Here is an 18,961-nt window from a genome sequence, read left to right as displayed (position 1 = left end):
CAATTTTATTTTATAGAATTTAATATAAGGAAGTGTTAAAAAATGAAAGATTTTGTTGATGTTGAAGAAAGGCTACCAATGGGGAAAACAATTGCCCTCAGCTTTCAGCACCTTTTTGCTATGATTGGTGCAACAATACTAGTACCAATGCTTACGGGGTTAAGTCCTTCTATGGCTTTGTTTGGCAGTGGTGTAGGAACACTTTTATACATACTTTGCACAAAAGCAAAGTTACCAGCTTATGTGGGCTCATCCTTTGCCTTTGTAGTTCCCATGCAAATAGCTAGCAGTGCATATGGTGTAAGTGGTATGTTAAGCGGCATTGTGGCTGCTGGACTGGTATACGTTGTAGTAGCTGGTATTATAAAATTAGTGGGTATAGATTGGTTGAACAAAACCCTATCACCCATAGTAGTAGGATCTGTAATTATAGTTATAGGATTATCACTTGCAAATGTAGCCATAAATTGGGCGGGGTTGAATCCATCATATCTTAATAAGGATAATATTTCTCAGATTTTAGTGGAGATTCCTAGGTATAAATGGCTTATTGTATCTCTGTCAACTTTAGGCATTGGTATAATAGGATCTATGTTTTTTAAAGGATTCCTTGGCGTAATTCCTATACTTATTGCCATGGTTTCAGGATACATAATAGCACTTGTAATAGGGGCTATACCTCAAGAACATATTAAAGAAATCTCAAATGCACCATGGTTTGCTATGCCTAAGTTTACACTTCCAAGCTTAAGTTGGGGTGCTATAATATTAATGCTTCCAGTGGCTTTTGTAACTTTAGCTGAACACATTGGACATGTATACGTTACTAATAATATAATTGGAAGAGATTTCACAAAGGAACCTGGACTTCATAGGTCCATATTAGGCGATGGAATCGCAACTTGTTTTGCAGGACTTGTAGGTGCACCACCTAATACTACTTATGGTGAAAACATTGGAGTTATGGCCATAACAAAAATATACAGCGTATGGGTCATTGGGGGCGCTGCTATTATTGCTATAGTATTATCCATGATCGGAAAAGTAACTGCCATACTAACCAATATACCTTTGCCAGTCATGGGCGGAGTCAGCATACTGTTGTTTGGAATTATCGCCTCATCTGGATTTAGAGTTTATATTGAAAACAAAATTGATTTTGGAATGAAAAGAAATCTTATCATTGCTTCTGTAATAATCGTACTAGGCGTTGGAGGTGCAAACATTTCAATTCCTCTTCCAAACGGAACTAGCATTGAAATAGCACAGGTAGCCTTGGCCACTCTTGTGGGTATATTCTTGAATTTGCTACTTCCTGAAAAGAGTAAATCAGAGTCATAGACAAAAAAAGATGTCATAGCAATTGAGCTATGACATCTTTTTTCTATTCTTTTAGATCCATGGACAAGGGCTCCCTTGGTGACGCTAAAATGGTTTTGTTGGTAACGTAAATCACCATACCTGGTTTCGCACCCTTTGGCTTTTTAACGTTCTTTACCTCCGTATAATCCACAGGAACCTTTGACGAGTTTCTACCTTTGCTATAATAAGCAGCAAGGCTTGCAGCGGTATCTAAAAGCTCTTCTGACGGATAGGTATTATTAGAAGTCTGTATTATGACGTGGGATCCAGGGATGTTTTTTGTGTGCATCCAAATATCGTTCTTCCCAGCAAATTTCAATGTTAGGTGATCATTTTGTATGTTATTTTTACCTACGAAAATACTAGAACCATCTTTAAATATATAATGGTAGGGCTTTGAGGTTTTTTTTGACTTATCTTTTTTCTTGCTAAACTTTATATAACCTGATTCCATCAGTTCAGCTCTTATATCTTCAATCTCAACGTAGTTTTCAACTTGAAGTATTGAGTTCAGTACGGAACTAAGGTATGTTATCTCATCCTCACAGGTGGCAATATTTATGATAGACATCTCTTCAGATTTTTTTAGTTTTGTGTATTTTTTGTAGTACATTTGTATATTTTCTGCAGGAGTTTTGCTTTTATCAAGAGCAATATCCAAAAGGGGCAAAGTTTCATCGTAATAGTTTTCTAGGGAAATAGAGGATATGCCGCTTTGAAGTTTATAGATGTTGGCTGTTAACAATTCGCCCTTAAGCTTAAAGTCATCTTTTTTTTCACATTCCTTTAAAGTTTCATTAAAGATATGTAATTTTTTTTCGCAGCGTTCAATATTTGTTTGAACAATACGCTGTAAGTCCGAGCTCCTGGTGTTTAATCTGTCTCTTTTATCTTTTTCATTGTAGTAAGCTTCCAAGAGACTAGAGGCGCTGCTAAAGGTTTTTCTTTCAACATCGTTGTTACCCTTAAAGTCAATACAGCTAAAGTCAGGAACATTGTTGTTGTTGTAGATAAAGAAGGTGAAGTCTCTATCTAATATGATTTGGACTAGGTGATGTATAAATGTTTTAATGTTGTTCTTATCAATTATGCCTTTAAAGATATTGAGAAAATTTTCATAAAGGAAACGAGAAGTTTTTTTGCTTATGCCTTGAAAACAATTTGAAAAGAAATCTTGGCATAAATCATTTTCTTCAATGAGTTTTTCAACAGTTGAGTCCATAACAGTAAGAATATTTTCCTTGGAGCTTTCAGGTGGATATACATATTCTGCGCCTGAGTACAGAACCCTGTAGGTGTTTACATTTGAGCCTACATGCTTTATGCAATCCATTATTATATTATCCCTATCTCTCACAAGGGTAATATTGCTATGGCGGTTCATGATCTCAACTATAAGAGAATAAGTGCTGTTAAAGCCCAACTCATCTGTATTTTCAAATTTTATAATTATGATTCTATCCATATTCAATTGGTCTACGGATACAATTCTAGCTCCCGATAAGTATTTTCTAAGAATCATGCAAAACATAGGAGCTTTTGAAGGATTCTCTCTTATTTCATTTGTTATATGTATCCTTCCGTAAGTGGAGTTAGAGCTAATCAACAATTTATAATTCTTCTTATTTTTATTAAAGCTTAGGATTATTTCATCCTTTTCTGGTTGATTGATCTTATCTATTCGGCAGTTGACTAATAGTTCTCTTAATTCCATTTCGACACTTTTTAAAAACAAACCATCTAGTGACATTGCGTTACTTCCTTTCTAAGTGTGTAGTCTATATATATCTATGTTCATCATAACAGTATATTTAATTATACTATATCTAAAATTTCATATCAAATCACCTGAATTATATATATATCATATAGTGATTGCCAGTTTAATCCTTTTAATGTGTATAAATAAAGTAATAATGGGTATATATTATAGATAGAATAAAAATATTGAGAATAACCTTACAATTCTCATAGGGAAGTGATTGCGTGAATAATTTTTTAGAAACCATTATGTGCTATAGTCAGAATAAAGTTTTAAAAGAAAAAAATTATCATGAATACAGTATTGAAACAGGATTCAATAATATGGTGATATTAAGTCTTTTTTCTATAGCTTATATGTGCAATGAAGGTTTCGTAGCAGTAAATTACGATGAAAATTATGTATATGTATTGAGCTATAAGAAGTTAAGGGAAAAGACTTTGAATAATATAGAGAAAATCAGCAAGTTAAAAGTACATATGACATATATACTATATTCGGAATTTTGTTACTGTATACAAAAATACAATACAGAAATAATGGGGAAAAATCAGAGCCATGATTTGACGAGAAGCATAATGCGCCATATTATTAATTCTGCCATTGAAAATAAAAGTAGCGATGTCCACTTTGAAGGGGAAAGCTCCATGTGTTATGTGAGATTTAGGATGGACGGAGTGCTAAACTGCTTTTTCAAGTTTCCACTGCCAGTATATGACAAAATACTTTCCATTGTAAAATTGGAGTCTTCCATGGATATATCAAAAAAACTTGTGCCTCAAGATGGGAACATGAATTTTAATTTCAAAAATCAAGTTTACAACATGAGGACATCTACTTTGCCTAGCATGTATAGAGAGAAATTAGTCATCAGAATATTGAACCCTGAAAAACAGATAAATCTTCAAGATTTAGGATTCAAGAACCACGCTGAGGTTTTGAAAAATTTAGCTTTTAAAAGCAATGGTATTTTTTTAGTGTCAGGACCTACTAGCAGCGGGAAAAGCACTACATTAAAAGCTATAATAAATTTGATGAATAAAAAGGAAAAGAATATAATAACCATCGAAGACCCTATAGAGTACAAGATAAGTGGCATAACTCAAGTAAGTTTAAATGAAAAGGCTAATATGGGATTCAAGGAGGCTTTAAAAAGTGTACTCCGTCAAGATCCAGACGTAATAATGATAGGGGAGATTAGGGACGAAGAAACAGCAAAAATAGCTTTAAGAGCCGCCATAACGGGCCACCTTGTACTGTCAACCATCCACACCTACGATGCTACCAGTGTTATAACTAGGCTTCTGGATATGAATATTGAAAAATATATTTTGTTAGATGCCTTATCTTATATAGTGTCCCAACGACTTGTGAGAAAAATTTGCCCCCATTGCAGAGAGGAATACGTAAATCAGTATGGTGATTGCTACGAGTTTGTTGAAGAAGGCACTAAGCTTTACAGAGGCAAGGGCTGTGAAAAGTGCAATTTCACTGGTTATATGGGGAGAAGTATAATATATGAGATATTGATTATGGATGATAAATGCAAACAGTATATAAGCGAAAATAAGGATTTATCGGGCTTTAGAAAGTTCTGCATAGATAACGGGTTTATTACCCTTCAAAGCATGTGTAAGCAATATATAAAAAGCGGAATAACTTCTTTGGAAGAAGTGTATAAGGTGGTATTATGAAGGAACTAAAAATTGATGAGATAATTAGATTAAATAGAAATATGTATATGTATCTTAAGTGTGGTTACAACCTTCCAAAGGTTTTAGAAATGATGATTAATCGCAAGCTTTGTAAGGGAAGAACTTTAAAGGCTGTAAAAAGCATAAAAGCTAACATGGACAAAGGTTATTCCATGGGAGAGTCCTTTGAAAAAAGCCTTTATTTTCCCCAATATGTGATTCAATTAATAAAAATAGGGGAAGAGTCAGGTCAGTTATGCAGTGTACTCAAAAGTTTGGTGGAGTACTATGAGGAGAAGAAGAAAAGAAATAAATCTCTTTGGGCTACCTTAGCATACCCCTTATTTGTAGTTGTCCTTGGAATACTGTTGTTTTTAGGAGTGGTTCTTTATTTTGCTCCAATGATGAACAATAGCCTCAGCAGCTGTAATATAGACAATAACAAATACATGAATTCACTTCTTACTATAAATCAGTGGATAAGAAAGTATTGGAGGTATGTTATTTCAGTGATAATGTTTATTTTTTTTATATTCATCGTGTGTTATTTCAAGTTTAAAAGGGGCTTGTATTTCATCATGAATAAAGTTCTGTTGGTAAAGTGGGTTTACCATAGTGTATGCAGTATGAAATATACATATTTTATGTATGTTCTTTTGGATAATGGTGTCCACATTAACAACTGCCTAGAAATTATGATGAAGAATGAAAAAGATAGTATTTTAAAGCACAAAATTTTACGAGGTTTAAAATACATAAAGAGTGGTGAGCCTTTTCATAGGGCTTTGAGCAGTATGGAAATATTCCCTTGCATAGCTATAGATATTATATGTGTGGGAGAAGATACTGCCCAGTTAGAACAAAGTCTATACAATTCCTATAAGATTCAAAAGGATAGGTTTAATGAAAGTTTTAAAAAAGCAATTAATATATTACAGCCAGCACTTATTATTTTGCTAGGAATTATGATATTTTTCCTTATATATTCGGTTATGTGTCCGGTGATGGAAAGCATGGGAAATTTAAAATGAAAAAACCAGGTATATGTTTAGTTGAACTTTTAGTATATATTTTTATAATGTGTACTTTTTGCAACACAAGCTTTATTTTATGTAGATCCATAATTGAATCAGAAAAAAATATGACTTTGTCAAAATCTGTAATGCAATGTAGAGATTTTATAATAATTGGAAAGAATATTTGCAGAGAAAAATGTAAAAGTGGATACATTATTTTTGATAGCGACACAAGGCAGATGAAGTTTTACATAGGTGTTCATTGCGAAAAAAAGTTGCAGATTTTAGATGATGTAGAGATAAGAAAGATAACCTTTGAACTCAGCAGAATAAATATTGACAATACTGGCTATATAAAAAACGCAGGTAGTATATATTTTGTGAGAGGTAAAGAAGAAAAGAAGCTCAGTGTGGGGGTGTATACAAATTATGTCAATGAGGAGTAGAAAAGGTTTTTCCTTTGTGGAAGTAATTGTGTCCTTGGCAATCTTCTCTCTGTTTTCCTCGTCACTTTTTATTTTGAAAACATACATTATAAAGCAGCGTATTTTGCTTCAAAGGGAAACAGTGGAGTCAAATCTGCAAAATTGTATTTTAAAAACTTTTTTGAACAGGTATGCTTATGATGAGTTGCTAATCTATAAGGATGAAATAATATATACTCCTTTAGATGACAATACAATTTATAAAATACCTGTTATGAAATTGAATGAGTATACCCATAGCCCTTGTGAAAAACAGTATATATCTATTGGCATAAGAGAGGAACAGTGCATTATTGTTGAAGTTAAATTATTCTATGATGATAAATTAGAAAATATGTTTACTTTTGCGAAAGGAAGGGTTTATGAAGAAAGGATTCATACTAGTTGAGGCCATAATTGCCATGTTTATATTTATGATCATTGTAAGCAATGTTTATATCCTATTTGTGATGGAATGCAGAGAATACAGGGAGTTTTCCATAAAACACAAAGAAAAAATGTCTATAAATGACACTTTGACTTTTATTGAAAGTATTATAAGCCAAGGCAATGGGTATGATATTTTGGAGTTTAAAAAAATTGTGATATATGAAGATGCAGGCAAAAAGAAGGAGATATTTTTAAAAAACAAAAGAATTCAGGTTGTGACAAAGTTTGCCGATATAGGTGGGAATATAGGCACCAACACTATAAGCATGAATAACATTAAAACTTTTACAGTGAATAAATATGGAGATTTTTTGGTTTATATTTTTATTGAGACGGATATAGGAGAAAAATATTTAAAATGCATATAATTAAAAAAAATAAAAAAAAGAATGGCAGTATAATGGTTTTTACGTCGATATGCATGCTTTTTATTTTACTTTGTCTAACAAACATAATGAGCTTTCAGCAAAATCAACAATGTTATGTAAAAATAAATTCTAAGGCTTCACTAAAGGAAATAGAGATAGCATCGGCAAAGCAGCGTTTATTTCATATGCTACACAATGAATACTTATGTTGCAGAAATAATAAAAGTGTAGATTTTAATAGCAACATTTACATAGATGATGTTTCTTATATTTCTATTCACGGGCAGGGCAACGTAGCTGAAATAAGTTATTACTCTAACAATATTTTGTACAGACATAAGAAATATAATGTAATATATTATGATAATTACATAGAAGCTAAGGAAATTAATGAATAAAATCTATGATTTTGAAGAAAATATTTAAAGAGAATGCAATAAACTATTTGTATTTGCACGTTAATTGTAGTAAAATTTATACTGTCGGGTAATGTGACCTTAACATTGTTTAGAACATAGAAAATTTATTAGCTAAAGATAATATATGTTCATTAATAAAATAACAAAACGCATTTTGGAGGGATATTCATGATATCAGCAGGAGAGTTAAGAAAAGGAACTACTTTCGAAGAAGATGGACAGGTATTTACAATAGTAGATTTCCTTCACGTAAAACCAGGTAAGGGGGCAGCTTTTGTAAGGGTAACTAAGAAAAACGTTATAACTGGAGGAGTTGTAGAAACAACATACAACCCAACAGCAAAGCTTCAGGAAGCTGTAGTTGAAAGAAAAGAAATGCAATACTTATACAATGATGGAGAGTTGTATTATTTCATGGATCAGGAAACTTACGAACAGGTTCCTTTAAACTATGAAAAAGTTGAAAACGCTATAAAATTCTTAAAAGAAAATATGAATGCTGTTATAAAGTTTTTCAAGGGAGAAGCATTTTCAGTGGAAGCTCCTAACTTCGTTGAACTTCTTATAACTGAGTGTGAACCAGGTGCAAAGGGAAATACTGCAACTAACGTTATGAAGCCAGCAACAGTTGAAACTGGAGCTATCGTAAAGGTACCTTTGTTTGTAAATGAAGGTGAAACAATAAGAATAGATACAAGAACTGGCGAGTACATGGAAAGAGTTCAGTAATACAAATTTTATTTTAAAAGTGCAAACATTGTTTGCACTTTTTTTTTCGCGATTTTTCTTCTTTAAAATATATAAAGTTTCAGTAATAAATTTGGGAAAAGATAAATATTATTTTTATTAACAGGATGTATAAGTTATCTATAAAGATAATATTAACTTGTTAGGAGGAGAAAATGGAAAGTTTAAGTTATATCATTGAAATTCTGCCTGAGGATATAAGAAAGTTTTTTTCGGGTAATTTAAAAATAGAGAGTGTAGAAGAAATAAGGATAAAATGCAATAGGAAGTTAATATACGTTAGAAATAATCTAGAATGCATTTGTCCATACATATGTTCAAAGAAGGATATTGATTTCATTTTGAAGAGAATAAGCAATTACTCCATGTATGCCTTTGAAGAAGAAATAAGACAAGGATATATTACGGTGTGCGGTGGACATAGGATAGGTATATGTGGGGTATGCGTCATGGAAAATAACAAAATTAAAACTATAAAGCACATAGCCTCTATAAATATTAGAATAAGCAAGGAGGTTAAGGGGTGCTCAGATAAAATCATGGAGTTGATTTGCCATGAAAATTCTATACACAACACCATAATAATATCTCCTCCTAGATGTGGGAAAACCACTCTTTTAAGAGATATATGCAGGAATATATCTAATGGAATGAAAAATACAAATTTTACGGGCAAGAGTGTGTCTATTATAGATGAGAGAAGCGAGATAGCTGCATGCTACAAGGGTGTTCCTCAAATGGAGGTTGGGATTAGGACCGATATAATGGACAATTGCCCTAAGAGTCAAGGCATTATGATGTGCATAAGGAGTATGTCTCCTGAGGTTGTCATATGCGATGAAATAGGCACTGTAGAAGACGTAAAGAGCATACTTATGGCTCTTAATAGCGGTGTTAGTATAATTACCACCATTCATGGGAATAGCATGGAGGATTTGTATCAGCGATATGTATTTAAGGAGCTTTTAGAAAATAAAGTTTTTAAAAGAGCCATTATTCTAGACAATAAATTCAAAATGGGGAAAGTCGCATACGTATATGATTTTGGAAAAAATCAGAGAATGGAGGTAATAAAGTGATTAAACTTCTAGGAGCATTAATGATTTTATTTGGCTGTTCGTATATTGGGATTATAAAGTCCTGTTCATTGAAAAATAGGCGAAAAGAGCTATTGCAATTGCAGAAAGCTATTCACATTTTAGAAAGTGAAATAATGTATCTATACACTGAGGTTCCCTATATATTTTTAAAAATTGGCGAAAACATTGGTGAAGGGGTAGGTAAAATATTTCAAACAGCGGGTAAGAGTCTTATAAATGGGGATATCTTTGATGTATACAACGCTCTTAATGATGCTGCTAGTAAAAATAAATTCAATACTCATTTGGAAAATAAAGATTTAGAAATAATAATGGATTTAGGTAAAGTTCTTGGTAAATGGGATATTGAATCTCATAAAAATGAATTTATTATGGCAAAAAACATGGTGGATGAAAATCTAGAGGAATCAAAGAAAAACGAAATAAAGATGAGCAAAATGTATACAGTTCTTGGTGTTACTTTTGGCTTAACAATTTGCATATTACTAATATAATGTGGGGGGTAAAATTATATGATGGATGTAAGTCTTATATTGAAAATCGCTGGGGTTGGCATACTGGTAATTGTCTTAGATAAGGTATTAAAGAGTGCGGGCAAAGAGGATTTTGCTGTAATAACAAATCTTGCCGGAATAATAATAATACTTTTAATGGTGGTAAAGCTTTTGAATGAGTTATTTAATACTGTAAAAACTCTATTCTTATTTTAGGTGATGAATATGGAAATCTTAAAGGTGGTAGGCCTTAGCTTCATAGCAGTTACTTTAATAATTTTGTTTAAAAACGCTAATAGAGACGATATAACATTGCAGATTTGCCTTGCAGTTGGTATTTTGATTTTTATATTCATGGTTCCTAAGTTAACTTTAGTCATAGAGTTTCTAAAGCTGTTAAGTGATAAGGCTGGCATAAATCCTACATATCTAAACTTAATATTTAAAATACTAGGCATAGCATACCTTACATCCTTTTCAGCTGAAATATGTAGGGATGCCGGAGCTGGCAGTATAGCTGGTAAAATTGAATTTTCAGGCAAAATATTGATTTTATCTCTGAGCATTCCCATATTAACGGCAATTTTGGATTCCATATTAAAAATATTGTAAAGGAGAAAGTACATAATGAAGAAAATATGTATTTTAAGGATGCTAATCTGTATAAGTGTAGTCATGGTTATGCTGAGAATCTCTGTAAAAGCAGAGGCAAGATCTATACAGGTAGAAGATGTAAATGTGATAAGTGAAAGCAAAGATGAGGTATTGGAAGAAAACAAGAAAGAAGCGGACAAAGTATATGAGATGGTAGAAAAGATGAAGGATAACAATGAAATATTAAGGGAATTAGACGTGGAAGAGTTTGTAGAGGGTCTTAATGATAAAGATGGTTTTGATTTAGAAAAAAACAAAATTATAAGAGCGGCAAAAAAAGTGCTTTTAAAGGAGATTGCTGAAACGGGGAAACTGATGGGTGTAATAGTAGTAATCGCCATAGTTTGTTCTTTGCTAAAGCATCTACAGGATGCATTTAAGGAAAACAGAGTTTCTGACATCGCCTACTTTACCTGTTTCGCTTCCATGATTGTGGTAATATCAAAAAGTTTTTATATAAGCATCAGCATAGCTTCCAATGCGGTAAATGGAATATCTGATTTTATGTATGCCATTGTTCCGGTTATGATAGTGTTATTTGCCTCCATAGGAAATGTAACTCAGGCTATATTTATGGATCCTATTCTAATTGCCTCTATTAATATATGCATAACCATAATATCCAAGGTGATATTTCCGATGATAACCCTCAGCTTCGTTTTGAGTTTTGTAAATAATTTATCAGAGGATTACAAAATAGGAAGGTTAAGTTCAATAATTAAAAGCTCTGTCTTGTGGATTCAAGGAATAATGATGACCATTTTTGTCACCATTCTTACCATAAGAAGTATTGCCAGTGCCACCATGGATGATGTCACCATTAAGGCTGCTAAATTTGCAGTGGACAGCGCTGTGCCTGTGGTGGGGAAAACTTTATCTGATGCCATAAGTACCATGGCTGGCTATACTTTGCTTTTAAAAAACTCCATTGGAACCTTGGGCATGGTCGTAATTATCCTTGTTATGTTGTCACCTATAATAAAATTGTTTTGCATAAGTGGCATATATAAAGTGACAGGGGCTTTGTTACAGCCCATATCGGATAAGCGATTGACGGACTCCATTGATTCGGTGGGAAATTGTATAACTCTTATTTTAGCTTGTGTTATATGTACAACGGTAATGACTTTTATAATGGTGGCGGTGCTTACAGCCACAGGAAAAGGCATAATTTCAGTATAATTTGAATGGAGGCAGCAGTAAATATGATGGATATGTTAAAGCAGTGGATTATCAATCTATGTGGTGTAGTAATACTCATCACCGCGGTGGAAATGATCTTGCCTGATAATAGCATAAAAAAATACAGTAAGTACGTCCTTGGACTCATCATTTTGCTAGTTTTAATTAGTCCCATAATAAAGCTGTATAATGGGGAGTTTGATGCTGAAGTGTATTTATCAAAGTCTGAAAGTTATTTTCAAGATCAAGAATATAAAAAGAACATAGAAATTTACAAAAAGAACAATGACATCAAAACTGTAGAAGTATTTAAAGAAAATCTTTCAAAACAGTGCATTAAACTTTTGAAAAATACATATAAAAAAGATGAATTTCATATATTTATACAGGTGTATGAAAAAGAAAATGTTATTTCTATATCCTCAATAAATATAGGAGTAAGGGAGGGTGGTGTGAAAAATATAAAAAAAGTTATCATAGGAAAAAGTGAAGAAGAGGTCCATGCCTCTCTTGATGACAGTAACAAGGCCAATAAGATTAAAGAAATAATATGTAACTACACAGGTGTAGACGCGGAATCAATTAGTGTGTACAAGGAAGAATAAAAGATAAATAAAGGAGAAGTAAAAATGGATAGCTTTTTTGATAATCTGATTAAAAGTCTTAAAAAGTGTTTTTCTTCAAAGGAAAATACTGACGAGCCTTCCAAGGCTAAAAAATATAACATAGGAAATGTGCTGATTTTAGTACTTTTAGGAGCTGTTCTCATCATGACAGCAAACGTATTTTCTAAGAAAAGCGCACTTACAAACGGCAGCAATTCAAATAACGGAGTAAATATTAAAGGCACAGATATTAAAGAAAAAACCATGGAAAAAAACTCTGAGGGAATAGACAGGATGAATAGATATGGTGATGAACTGAACAAAAAATTAACAGAAATTCTTTCTTCTATAAATGGTGTGGGAAAGGTAAAGAGCATGATCTATTTTCAAGGTGGAGAAGAATATATTCCAGCTGTGAATGAAAATAACTCTATTAGCACCACTGAAGAGGCCGATACCAATGGAGGAAAGAGAAAAATCAACCAAAATAATGACGGAAAAACTATTGTGACATTTAGTGAGGACAATAACACCAAACCACTGATAACACATACTAAAGCTCCTAAAATCGTAGGGCTTTGCATAGTAGCAGAGGGTGCAGAAGATAAAATAACAGAACTTAGAATAATGGAGGCAGTTATAAATCTTTTTGATATACCTGAAAGCAAAGTTCATGTATATCCGATGAAGTAACAGCATATAAATAATTTAGAAAAATAAATCATTGGGGGAATGAAAATGAATAAAAATCAATCAATTATTGTAGTATCATTGTTAGTTTTATTGTGTTTTACAGGTTATCTAGCTATAAAACTTAATAACCCAGTTTTTGATGCTAGTACAAATGGCAGCATTGAGGATGTTTTAGACAATGAGAGCTCAGCTACTGTAAGTAGTGGAACCAATTCTTTCTTTGTTGAACAGAAGCTTTCTAGGGACAGAAACAATGCAAACACATACCAAAATCTTCAGGTATTAATAGACAACGAAAATGTTCCAAATGAACAGCGTGAAAAGGCATCAGAGGAGTATAGAACCTTAGCGCTTAACTCTCAAAGAGAAATTGATCTTGAAAGCAAGCTAAAGGGAAAAGGTTTTGACGATGTTATATGTTTCATTGACAACAACTCAAAAGTTAAGGTCTATGTAAAATCTAAAAAGGATCTGACAAAAGAGCAATTACAGCTTATAAAAGAAGAAGTGTTGACAAGCACCAATATAAAGGATGTAGACATAACAGTAAAAAAATAATTTCAACTTAATTGTATTATATGAGTAACTTTGATATAATAAACATATAATGTGGTTACCTAATGAAATACGAGGAGGTACTGTAAATGCAGGAAAATCTAAACAATGAAGGAATAGTAAAAATATCTGAAGACGTGATTAGCATAATCGCTGGCATAGCAGCTTCTGAAATAGAAGGTGTTGCAGGCATGAATACAACAATTGTAGGTGGATTTACAGAAAAAATTAGCGGAAAGAAAAGCCTATCTAAGGGTGTTAAAGTTACGTTGGAGGAAGGAAATCCTACAGTAGAACTTTCTGTAGTGGTGGAATACGGTGTAAAAATTTACGAAGTTGCACAAAAAGTTCAAGAAAACGTAAAAAAGACTATAGAAACAATGACTGGACTTAAAGTTAATGCCATAAATGTTTATATAGAGAACATAATTCTTCCAAAAAAAGAGGAAGAGCAGGAATAGTAAAAAAGCAGGTATATCACTACATAAGTGATATACCTGCTTTTTTGATTTCACATAGCAGTGGGTTATTTGGTCTTTGAAAAAATTTTAGTAGTTAACACAGTGCTAATGTGTTATTATAGGTATGGTATATACATAATAAGTATATTTAAGCGGGAGGAAATGCGATGAATAGAAAAAAATCAAGAGAACTAGCAATGAAAGCTTTATACCAAATTGAAATGAATGATGTTTCTGCTGAGCAGGCCTTAGAATATCTAAAGATGCTCAATGACGAGGGCGATATAATACCAGAGGATGAAATAGATTTTTCTTATATTAAAGATATAATTCAGGGTGTAATTAATCATAAAGACGAAATAGATGAAAAAATTTGTGCTCAGCTTCAAAATTGGACCATTAATAGAATATCAAAGACAAATCTATGCATTTTGAGATTGAGTGTGTATGAAATTTTGTATGTGGATGAAATTCCAAATGTGGTATCTGTAAATGAGGCCATTGAACTGGCAAAACAATTTTCCGAAGATAAATCATCAAAGTTTATAAACGGCGTGCTTGATAAATTTGTAAGGAATAATTAATAATTAAGAATAACTGGGAGGGTTGTATTATGGGAACTGTTCTGAAAGGAAAGGAATTAAAACAAAAGATAAGCGAAGAGCTTAAGGAAATCATTATTTCATACAAAGAAAAATATAGAGTAGAACCATGTTTTGCATCTATTTTGATTGGAAATGATGGGGGTTCAATGTTTTATGTGGAGTTTCAGAAGAAAAATTGTGAATCATTGGGTATAAAATACGAGTTGATTCATTTGAGTGAAGGTGTAAGCACAGAAGAGGTAATTGACATTATTGAAAAGCTCAATTGTGACACTTCAGTTCATGGAATTATGATGCAGGTTCCACTTCCAAGTCATCTTGATGAGAAGGCCATAATACATCATATAAATCCGGATAAAGATGTGGATAGCCTTACAGATACTAATGCAGGTCGATTATTTAAGGGTAGTAGGTGTTTTGAACCGTGTACTCCAAAAGCCGTCATGGAACTTTTAGATTACATCGGAGAAGATCTTGCAGGTAAAAGGGCTGTGGTCATAGGAAGAAGCAATATAGTAGGGAAACCATTAGCTATTATGCTGTTAAAGAAAAACGCCACTGTCACTGTGTGTCATTCTCATACAAAGGATATAAAGAGTATAACAAAGGAAGCCGATATACTAGTTTCTTGCGTTGGGAAACCTCACTTTGTAAATAGCGAATTTGTGAAACCTGGAGCAATCGTAATGGATGTAGGCACTAGTGATGTGAACGGAAAAATCACGGGGGATGTTGATTTTGATGATGTGGAGCCAGTGGCAGGATATATAACACCGGTGCCAGGCGGAGTTGGTTCCATAACTACAATGCTTCTTTTGAAAAACACCTTAAAAGCCATGGAGAGGAATCTAGAGATAAAATGATTATGAAAGTGTTAACTGTATCTGGCTTGAACAGTTATATCAAAAAATCCTTTGACAATGATGTAATTCTCAACAATGTCCACGTGAAGGGAGAAATATCAAATTTCAAACTTCATACCAGTGGTCATTGCTATTTCACCATAAAAGATAACAATAGTAGGGTAAACTGTGTCATGTTTCAAGAGTACACAGAAAGGCTGTCCTTTCTTCCTAAAGAAGGAGATAATGTTATAATAAAGGGAAGAGTATCTGTATATGAAAGAGATGGGGCATATCAGGTTTATGCAAGGGAGATTGAACTTGAAGGTGTTGGAAAGCTTTATTATGAATTTAATCTTTTAAAAGAAAAATTGGAAAAAGAGGGACTTTTCAGCCAAGAACATAAAAAGCTCATACCTGAGTATCCGCAATGCGTGGGAGTAATAACATCTCCAACAGGAGCTGCTATACAAGACATCATAAATGTGGCTAGCAGAAGAAACATAGGTGTTAAACTAATAATAAACCCAGCTCTAGTCCAAGGAAAAGATGCTGCTTCATCTGTTATAAAGGCTTTAGATGAGTTGGACAAAAGAAAAGATGTGGACACTATTATAATTGCAAGGGGTGGTGGCTCTATTGAAGAGCTGTGGCCATTTAACAATGAAGAGTTAGCTTATGCCATATACAAGTGTAAGAAGCCTATTATAAGTGGTGTAGGCCATGAAATAGATTTTACCATATGCGATTTCGTAAGTGATATGAGGGCTCCAACGCCTTCTGCCGCTGCTGAGCTAGCCATACCCTTGCGCCAGGATATGATGTCAAGAAATATAATAGCCACAAGAGAGTTAAATTCAACCATGAAAGATTTTCTTGAAAAACAAAAAAGAGCTTTAAACGATTATAAATTTATTTTATTAAATAATAGCCCTCAAAATTATATTGTGAATCAGTATAATTACGTGGAAAATCTCACAAATAAAATCTCTCATACTATGGAGTTATATTTAAACAAGGAAAATGAAAGATTAAGTAGGCTTAAGCTTATCCTAAATGCTGCAAACCCACTGAATGTGGTTCAAAAGGGTTACGCTATACTGGAGGATAAGGATAAGAGAGTTATTTCAGATATTGAGGCGCTGAAAAACAGCCAATTTATTTATGTAACTCTTAAGGATGGAAGAGTTAGGGTAAATATTGAAGTAGAGGATGTGGATTAGTTTATGGCTACAAAAAAACAGAGCTATGAAGAGTGTATAACACAGCTAGAAGATATTGTGTCAAAGATGGAAAAACCAGATTTGACATTGGAAGAAAGAATGAAATTATATGAAGAAGGCATGAAGCTTTCAGGCGTGATAAATAAACTTCTCAACGGTATGGAAAGCAAAATAGTCATACTAAACAAGGGTGAAGAAGAAGATTTTCAAAGAGAAGTTTAATCTTTAGGAGAAGAACAGTATGGAATTTGATGAAATTAAGAAGAAAATAGATAAATACCTTAAAGATTATTTTTATAAAAGAGACGGATACAATAAGCTTTTATACGAGGCCATGGGTTATAGTATAAATGTAGGTGGGAAGAGAATAAGACCTATGCTTATGATTTTAACGTACAGCATGTATAAATCTGATTATGAGAAAATCATGCCAATGGCGGCAGCTATGGAAATGATACATACGTATTCACTTATACACGATGACCTTCCATGTATGGACAATGACGATATGAGGCGTGGCAAACCCTCTAACCACAAAATATTCGGCGATGCCGTGGCATTACTTGCTGGAGACGGACTTTTAAACGAGGCCTTTAATTCTATGCTTCAATGCCAAATTGAAAGTGATTTAAAAATAAAGGTAATGAGCATAATAAGCAAGGCATCCTCCGCTGACGGTATGATAGGCGGTCAAATTGTGGATATTATAAATGAAAATAGAAAAATTGAAAAAGAACAATTGGAGTATATGCACAATAAAAAGACCGGAGAGCTAATAACAGCTTCTATCGTATCAGGGGCAATTATGGGCGGGGCACAGGAATGTGAACAAAATATTCTTTTAGAGTATGGAAAGGTTTTAGGCTTAGCGTTTCAGATCCAAGACGACATTTTAGATGTGGAAGGGGATAAAGAAAAGATGGGCAAAAACACTCATATGGATGAAAACAAGAGCACTTTTGTCAACGTATATGGGCTAGATAAATGCAAATCCATGCTTGCTTCTTTGGAGGAACAATGCAAAGAACTTATTAATTCTCTTAAAGGCGATACGAAAAAAATAATGGAAATAACAAATATGCTATTTAAAAGGCAATACTAAATATGTTATAATTACTTTATTATGTGGTGTAGTATTCTAGTCAGGTAAGTATCTCTGAGGGCGGGGCTAAAAATCCGTTAAAGGGCATATCGATGAAGTTCCTTGTGCTGGCTTTCGACGCCCAGTCGTGGGCTTGTGCTGGGAGTAAGAAATTGGGGCAGCCGCAATGGCATGCGGTACTGACCCTAATTTCGAGGAGACCATAACTTGTGCATTGGGCTAGATACCCTTTGTACGATTATGGATTAAACCTATATTGTGGTGATGAGCTATGTATAGAGTAGCCTGCCTTGAGTGGTGTAGGTAGAGGCTTTGCTGAAACCTATGTTGCAAAAGAGGCTAAAGAGGTACCCAACTGTGGAGGAAAGCTCCTAGACTATTTGAAAAAGGTATTTTAAGGATTATAGTATGGTCTAAGTGGTAATTTAGTACTGTATATGGTGACAATATAGATGAAGGGTTAAAGGGAAACCGTCAGCATGGCGACGTGCTGATCCTTTCATTGGAAATCATACTAAACCTAAGCCATAAGGTTTACTTAAAATACCACCACATTATACAATTTAGGAGGAATTATTATTAAATGGGCAATGGGAGAAAAAAAAGAAATCCTATTAGTCAAAAAAAATGGATTGCAATTATATTTATATGGACTATAATTTTGGGAGGCTGTATTTCCCTTTTATCCGATTCGCTACTAAGCAACGCAACATTGTTAGTAGCTTTTATTATAGTTATTTTAATTATATTGGTAGGAATTCTATTTGATGCAATAGGCACCTCTATAACTGCCGTCAATGAAATGCCTTTTCACGCCATGGCATCTAAAAAGGTAAAAGGTGCTGCCACTGCAGTAAGGCTAATAAGAAATGCGGACAAAGTATCAAACTTTTGCAATGATGTTATCGGCGATATTTGCGGTATTGTCAGTGGTTCAGCTGGTGCTATAATTACGGAAAAGTTTATACAATTCAATAATGTGGGAAGTAATTCTCTTATTATTACATTGCTTCCAGCCATGGTAGGCGCCATTATAGCAGCTATGACCATCGGCGGCAAAGCTATAGGAAAATCCTATGCTATAAATAACTCCAAGGACATAATCTTTAGAGTAGCTAAAATAATACAGATTTTTGTAAAAGAGAATTAAGGTAGACATAGAT

General features: G+C 33.4%; 24 protein-coding genes. 23 read left to right on the top strand and 1 reads right to left on the bottom strand.

The window, feature by feature from the left end; genetic code table 11:
* Window positions 1-42 precede the first annotated feature (42 nt).
* Window positions 43-1,341 (top strand): solute carrier family 23 protein, encoded by a 1,299-nt coding sequence (locus BUA73_RS03130; RefSeq protein WP_072902265.1) that lies wholly within the window; start codon window positions 43-45, stop codon window positions 1,339-1,341.
* A 43-nt stretch (window positions 1,342-1,384) separates the two neighbouring features.
* Here BUA73_RS03130 and BUA73_RS03125 read toward each other — a convergent pair whose 3' ends face one another.
* Window positions 1,385-3,112, bottom strand: a complete 1,728-nt coding sequence (locus tag BUA73_RS03125) for an Rqc2 family fibronectin-binding protein (protein ID WP_072902263.1) — start codon at window positions 3,110-3,112, stop codon at window positions 1,385-1,387.
* Window positions 3,113-3,348: 236 nt separating this feature from the next.
* On the opposite strand from BUA73_RS03125, the gene BUA73_RS03120 reads away from it, so the two are divergent.
* The 22 genes from BUA73_RS03120 (at window position 3,349) to BUA73_RS03015 (ending at window position 18,948) form a co-directional block, all read left to right on the top strand.
* On the top strand, window positions 3,349-4,818 hold the full coding sequence (locus BUA73_RS03120; protein ID WP_072902261.1) for a GspE/PulE family protein: 1,470 nt from the start codon (window positions 3,349-3,351) through the stop codon (window positions 4,816-4,818).
* Window positions 4,815-5,849 (top strand): type II secretion system F family protein, encoded by a 1,035-nt coding sequence (locus BUA73_RS03115; protein WP_072902259.1) that lies wholly within the window; start codon window positions 4,815-4,817, stop codon window positions 5,847-5,849. The genes BUA73_RS03120 and BUA73_RS03115 overlap by 4 nt, the downstream gene beginning before the upstream one ends.
* Entirely contained in the window at window positions 5,846-6,280 is a 435-nt protein-coding gene (locus BUA73_RS03110; protein ID WP_072902256.1) for a hypothetical protein, read from the top strand. Before BUA73_RS03115 ends, BUA73_RS03110 begins: the two co-directional genes overlap by 4 nt.
* Window positions 6,264-6,707: a type II secretion system protein gene (locus BUA73_RS03105; RefSeq protein ID WP_072902255.1), complete on the top strand. Its 444-nt coding sequence runs from the start codon at window positions 6,264-6,266 to the stop codon at window positions 6,705-6,707. The genes BUA73_RS03110 and BUA73_RS03105 overlap by 17 nt, the downstream gene beginning before the upstream one ends.
* Window positions 6,682-7,116: a hypothetical protein gene (locus BUA73_RS03100; RefSeq protein WP_072902252.1), complete on the top strand. Its 435-nt coding sequence runs from the start codon at window positions 6,682-6,684 to the stop codon at window positions 7,114-7,116. The genes BUA73_RS03105 and BUA73_RS03100 overlap by 26 nt, the downstream gene beginning before the upstream one ends.
* The gene (locus BUA73_RS03095) at window positions 7,107-7,514 is read left to right on the top strand and encodes a hypothetical protein (protein WP_072902250.1); all 408 of its coding nucleotides are present in this window, start codon (window positions 7,107-7,109) and stop codon (window positions 7,512-7,514) included. Before BUA73_RS03100 ends, BUA73_RS03095 begins: the two co-directional genes overlap by 10 nt.
* A 189-nt stretch (window positions 7,515-7,703) precedes the next feature.
* Complete coding sequence (efp, locus tag BUA73_RS03090) at window positions 7,704-8,264, top strand: elongation factor P (RefSeq protein WP_072902247.1); 561 nt, start codon at window positions 7,704-7,706, stop codon at window positions 8,262-8,264.
* A 173-nt stretch (window positions 8,265-8,437) separates the two neighbouring features.
* Window positions 8,438-9,361 carry a stage III sporulation protein AA gene (gene spoIIIAA, locus BUA73_RS03085; protein ID WP_072902244.1) on the top strand — a complete coding sequence of 308 codons (924 nt, stop codon included), beginning with the start codon at window positions 8,438-8,440 and terminating at the stop codon, window positions 9,359-9,361.
* Window positions 9,358-9,876 carry a stage III sporulation protein AB gene (locus BUA73_RS03080; protein WP_072902242.1) on the top strand — a complete coding sequence of 173 codons (519 nt, stop codon included), beginning with the start codon at window positions 9,358-9,360 and terminating at the stop codon, window positions 9,874-9,876. The genes spoIIIAA and BUA73_RS03080 overlap by 4 nt, the downstream gene beginning before the upstream one ends.
* 18 nt (window positions 9,877-9,894) lie before the next feature.
* Window positions 9,895-10,092 carry a stage III sporulation protein AC gene (gene spoIIIAC / locus BUA73_RS03075; protein ID WP_072902240.1) on the top strand — a complete coding sequence of 66 codons (198 nt, stop codon included), beginning with the start codon at window positions 9,895-9,897 and terminating at the stop codon, window positions 10,090-10,092.
* A gap of 9 nt (window positions 10,093-10,101) precedes the next feature.
* Window positions 10,102-10,488, top strand: a complete 387-nt coding sequence (gene spoIIIAD, locus BUA73_RS03070; protein WP_072902237.1) for a stage III sporulation protein AD — start codon at window positions 10,102-10,104, stop codon at window positions 10,486-10,488.
* 15 nt (window positions 10,489-10,503) lie between these two features.
* On the top strand, window positions 10,504-11,712 hold the full coding sequence (spoIIIAE, locus tag BUA73_RS03065) for a stage III sporulation protein AE (RefSeq protein ID WP_072902235.1): 1,209 nt from the start codon (window positions 10,504-10,506) through the stop codon (window positions 11,710-11,712).
* Window positions 11,713-11,735: 23 nt separating this feature from the next.
* On the top strand, window positions 11,736-12,317 hold the full coding sequence (spoIIIAF, locus tag BUA73_RS03060) for a stage III sporulation protein AF (RefSeq protein ID WP_072902233.1): 582 nt from the start codon (window positions 11,736-11,738) through the stop codon (window positions 12,315-12,317).
* A 24-nt stretch (window positions 12,318-12,341) separates the two neighbouring features.
* Window positions 12,342-13,010 carry a stage III sporulation protein AG gene (gene spoIIIAG, locus BUA73_RS03055; protein WP_072902230.1) on the top strand — a complete coding sequence of 223 codons (669 nt, stop codon included), beginning with the start codon at window positions 12,342-12,344 and terminating at the stop codon, window positions 13,008-13,010.
* A gap of 45 nt (window positions 13,011-13,055) precedes the next feature.
* Window positions 13,056-13,568, top strand: a complete 513-nt coding sequence (locus BUA73_RS03050) for a SpoIIIAH-like family protein (protein ID WP_072902226.1) — start codon at window positions 13,056-13,058, stop codon at window positions 13,566-13,568.
* Window positions 13,569-13,654: 86 nt separating this feature from the next.
* Window positions 13,655-14,026, top strand: a complete 372-nt coding sequence (locus BUA73_RS03045) for an Asp23/Gls24 family envelope stress response protein (protein WP_072902223.1) — start codon at window positions 13,655-13,657, stop codon at window positions 14,024-14,026.
* Window positions 14,027-14,193: 167 nt separating this feature from the next.
* Window positions 14,194-14,610 (top strand): transcription antitermination factor NusB, encoded by a 417-nt coding sequence (nusB, locus tag BUA73_RS03040; protein ID WP_072902221.1) that lies wholly within the window; start codon window positions 14,194-14,196, stop codon window positions 14,608-14,610.
* Window positions 14,611-14,639: 29 nt separating this feature from the next.
* Complete coding sequence (locus BUA73_RS03035) at window positions 14,640-15,494, top strand: bifunctional 5,10-methylenetetrahydrofolate dehydrogenase/5,10-methenyltetrahydrofolate cyclohydrolase (protein WP_072902219.1); 855 nt, start codon at window positions 14,640-14,642, stop codon at window positions 15,492-15,494.
* A complete protein-coding gene (gene xseA / locus BUA73_RS03030) occupies window positions 15,491-16,696 on the top strand; it encodes an exodeoxyribonuclease VII large subunit (protein WP_072902217.1) in 1,206 nt (401 codons plus the stop codon). Before BUA73_RS03035 ends, xseA begins: the two co-directional genes overlap by 4 nt.
* A gap of 3 nt (window positions 16,697-16,699) precedes the next feature.
* Entirely contained in the window at window positions 16,700-16,918 is a 219-nt protein-coding gene (gene xseB, locus BUA73_RS03025; protein WP_072902215.1) for an exodeoxyribonuclease VII small subunit, read from the top strand.
* 19 nt (window positions 16,919-16,937) lie between these two features.
* On the top strand, window positions 16,938-17,798 hold the full coding sequence (locus BUA73_RS03020) for a polyprenyl synthetase family protein (protein ID WP_072902213.1): 861 nt from the start codon (window positions 16,938-16,940) through the stop codon (window positions 17,796-17,798).
* Between the two features lie 583 nt (window positions 17,799-18,381).
* A complete protein-coding gene (locus BUA73_RS03015) occupies window positions 18,382-18,948 on the top strand; it encodes a CNNM domain-containing protein (protein ID WP_072902210.1) in 567 nt (188 codons plus the stop codon).
* Window positions 18,949-18,961: the final 13 nt, after the last annotated feature.

It is taken from the genome of Hathewaya proteolytica DSM 3090 (assembly GCF_900142225.1).
Classification (GTDB): Bacteria; Bacillota; Clostridia; order Clostridiales; family Clostridiaceae; genus Hathewaya; species Hathewaya proteolytica.
The sequence above is the reverse complement of the archived record's forward strand: the minus strand, read 5'-3'. Positions and strand labels throughout refer to the sequence as shown.

What these genes read in the sequence shown, in the direction of transcription:
- BUA73_RS03130 (WP_072902265.1), top strand. Translation starts at nt 43, where the DNA reads ATGAAAGATTTTGTTGATGTTGAAGAAAGGCTACCAATGGGGAAAACA.
- BUA73_RS03125 (WP_072902263.1), bottom strand. Translation starts at nt 3,112, where the DNA reads ATGTCACTAGATGGTTTGTTTTTAAAAAGTGTCGAAATGGAATTAAGA.
- BUA73_RS03115 (WP_072902259.1), top strand. Translation starts at nt 4,815, where the DNA reads ATGAAGGAACTAAAAATTGATGAGATAATTAGATTAAATAGAAATATG.
- BUA73_RS03110 (WP_072902256.1), top strand. Translation starts at nt 5,846, where the DNA reads ATGAAAAAACCAGGTATATGTTTAGTTGAACTTTTAGTATATATTTTT.
- BUA73_RS03105 (WP_072902255.1), top strand. Translation starts at nt 6,264, where the DNA reads ATGTCAATGAGGAGTAGAAAAGGTTTTTCCTTTGTGGAAGTAATTGTG.
- BUA73_RS03100 (WP_072902252.1), top strand. Translation starts at nt 6,682, where the DNA reads ATGAAGAAAGGATTCATACTAGTTGAGGCCATAATTGCCATGTTTATA.
- BUA73_RS03095 (WP_072902250.1), top strand. Translation starts at nt 7,107, where the DNA reads ATGCATATAATTAAAAAAAATAAAAAAAAGAATGGCAGTATAATGGTT.
- efp (WP_072902247.1), top strand. Translation starts at nt 7,704, where the DNA reads ATGATATCAGCAGGAGAGTTAAGAAAAGGAACTACTTTCGAAGAAGAT.
- spoIIIAA (WP_072902244.1), top strand. Translation starts at nt 8,438, where the DNA reads ATGGAAAGTTTAAGTTATATCATTGAAATTCTGCCTGAGGATATAAGA.
- spoIIIAC (WP_072902240.1), top strand. Translation starts at nt 9,895, where the DNA reads ATGATGGATGTAAGTCTTATATTGAAAATCGCTGGGGTTGGCATACTG.
- spoIIIAD (WP_072902237.1), top strand. Translation starts at nt 10,102, where the DNA reads ATGGAAATCTTAAAGGTGGTAGGCCTTAGCTTCATAGCAGTTACTTTA.
- spoIIIAE (WP_072902235.1), top strand. Translation starts at nt 10,504, where the DNA reads ATGAAGAAAATATGTATTTTAAGGATGCTAATCTGTATAAGTGTAGTC.
- spoIIIAF (WP_072902233.1), top strand. Translation starts at nt 11,736, where the DNA reads ATGATGGATATGTTAAAGCAGTGGATTATCAATCTATGTGGTGTAGTA.
- spoIIIAG (WP_072902230.1), top strand. Translation starts at nt 12,342, where the DNA reads ATGGATAGCTTTTTTGATAATCTGATTAAAAGTCTTAAAAAGTGTTTT.
- BUA73_RS03050 (WP_072902226.1), top strand. Translation starts at nt 13,056, where the DNA reads ATGAATAAAAATCAATCAATTATTGTAGTATCATTGTTAGTTTTATTG.
- BUA73_RS03045 (WP_072902223.1), top strand. Translation starts at nt 13,655, where the DNA reads ATGCAGGAAAATCTAAACAATGAAGGAATAGTAAAAATATCTGAAGAC.
- nusB (WP_072902221.1), top strand. Translation starts at nt 14,194, where the DNA reads ATGAATAGAAAAAAATCAAGAGAACTAGCAATGAAAGCTTTATACCAA.
- BUA73_RS03035 (WP_072902219.1), top strand. Translation starts at nt 14,640, where the DNA reads ATGGGAACTGTTCTGAAAGGAAAGGAATTAAAACAAAAGATAAGCGAA.
- xseA (WP_072902217.1), top strand. Translation starts at nt 15,491, where the DNA reads ATGATTATGAAAGTGTTAACTGTATCTGGCTTGAACAGTTATATCAAA.
- xseB (WP_072902215.1), top strand. Translation starts at nt 16,700, where the DNA reads ATGGCTACAAAAAAACAGAGCTATGAAGAGTGTATAACACAGCTAGAA.
- BUA73_RS03020 (WP_072902213.1), top strand. Translation starts at nt 16,938, where the DNA reads ATGGAATTTGATGAAATTAAGAAGAAAATAGATAAATACCTTAAAGAT.
- BUA73_RS03015 (WP_072902210.1), top strand. Translation starts at nt 18,382, where the DNA reads ATGGGCAATGGGAGAAAAAAAAGAAATCCTATTAGTCAAAAAAAATGG.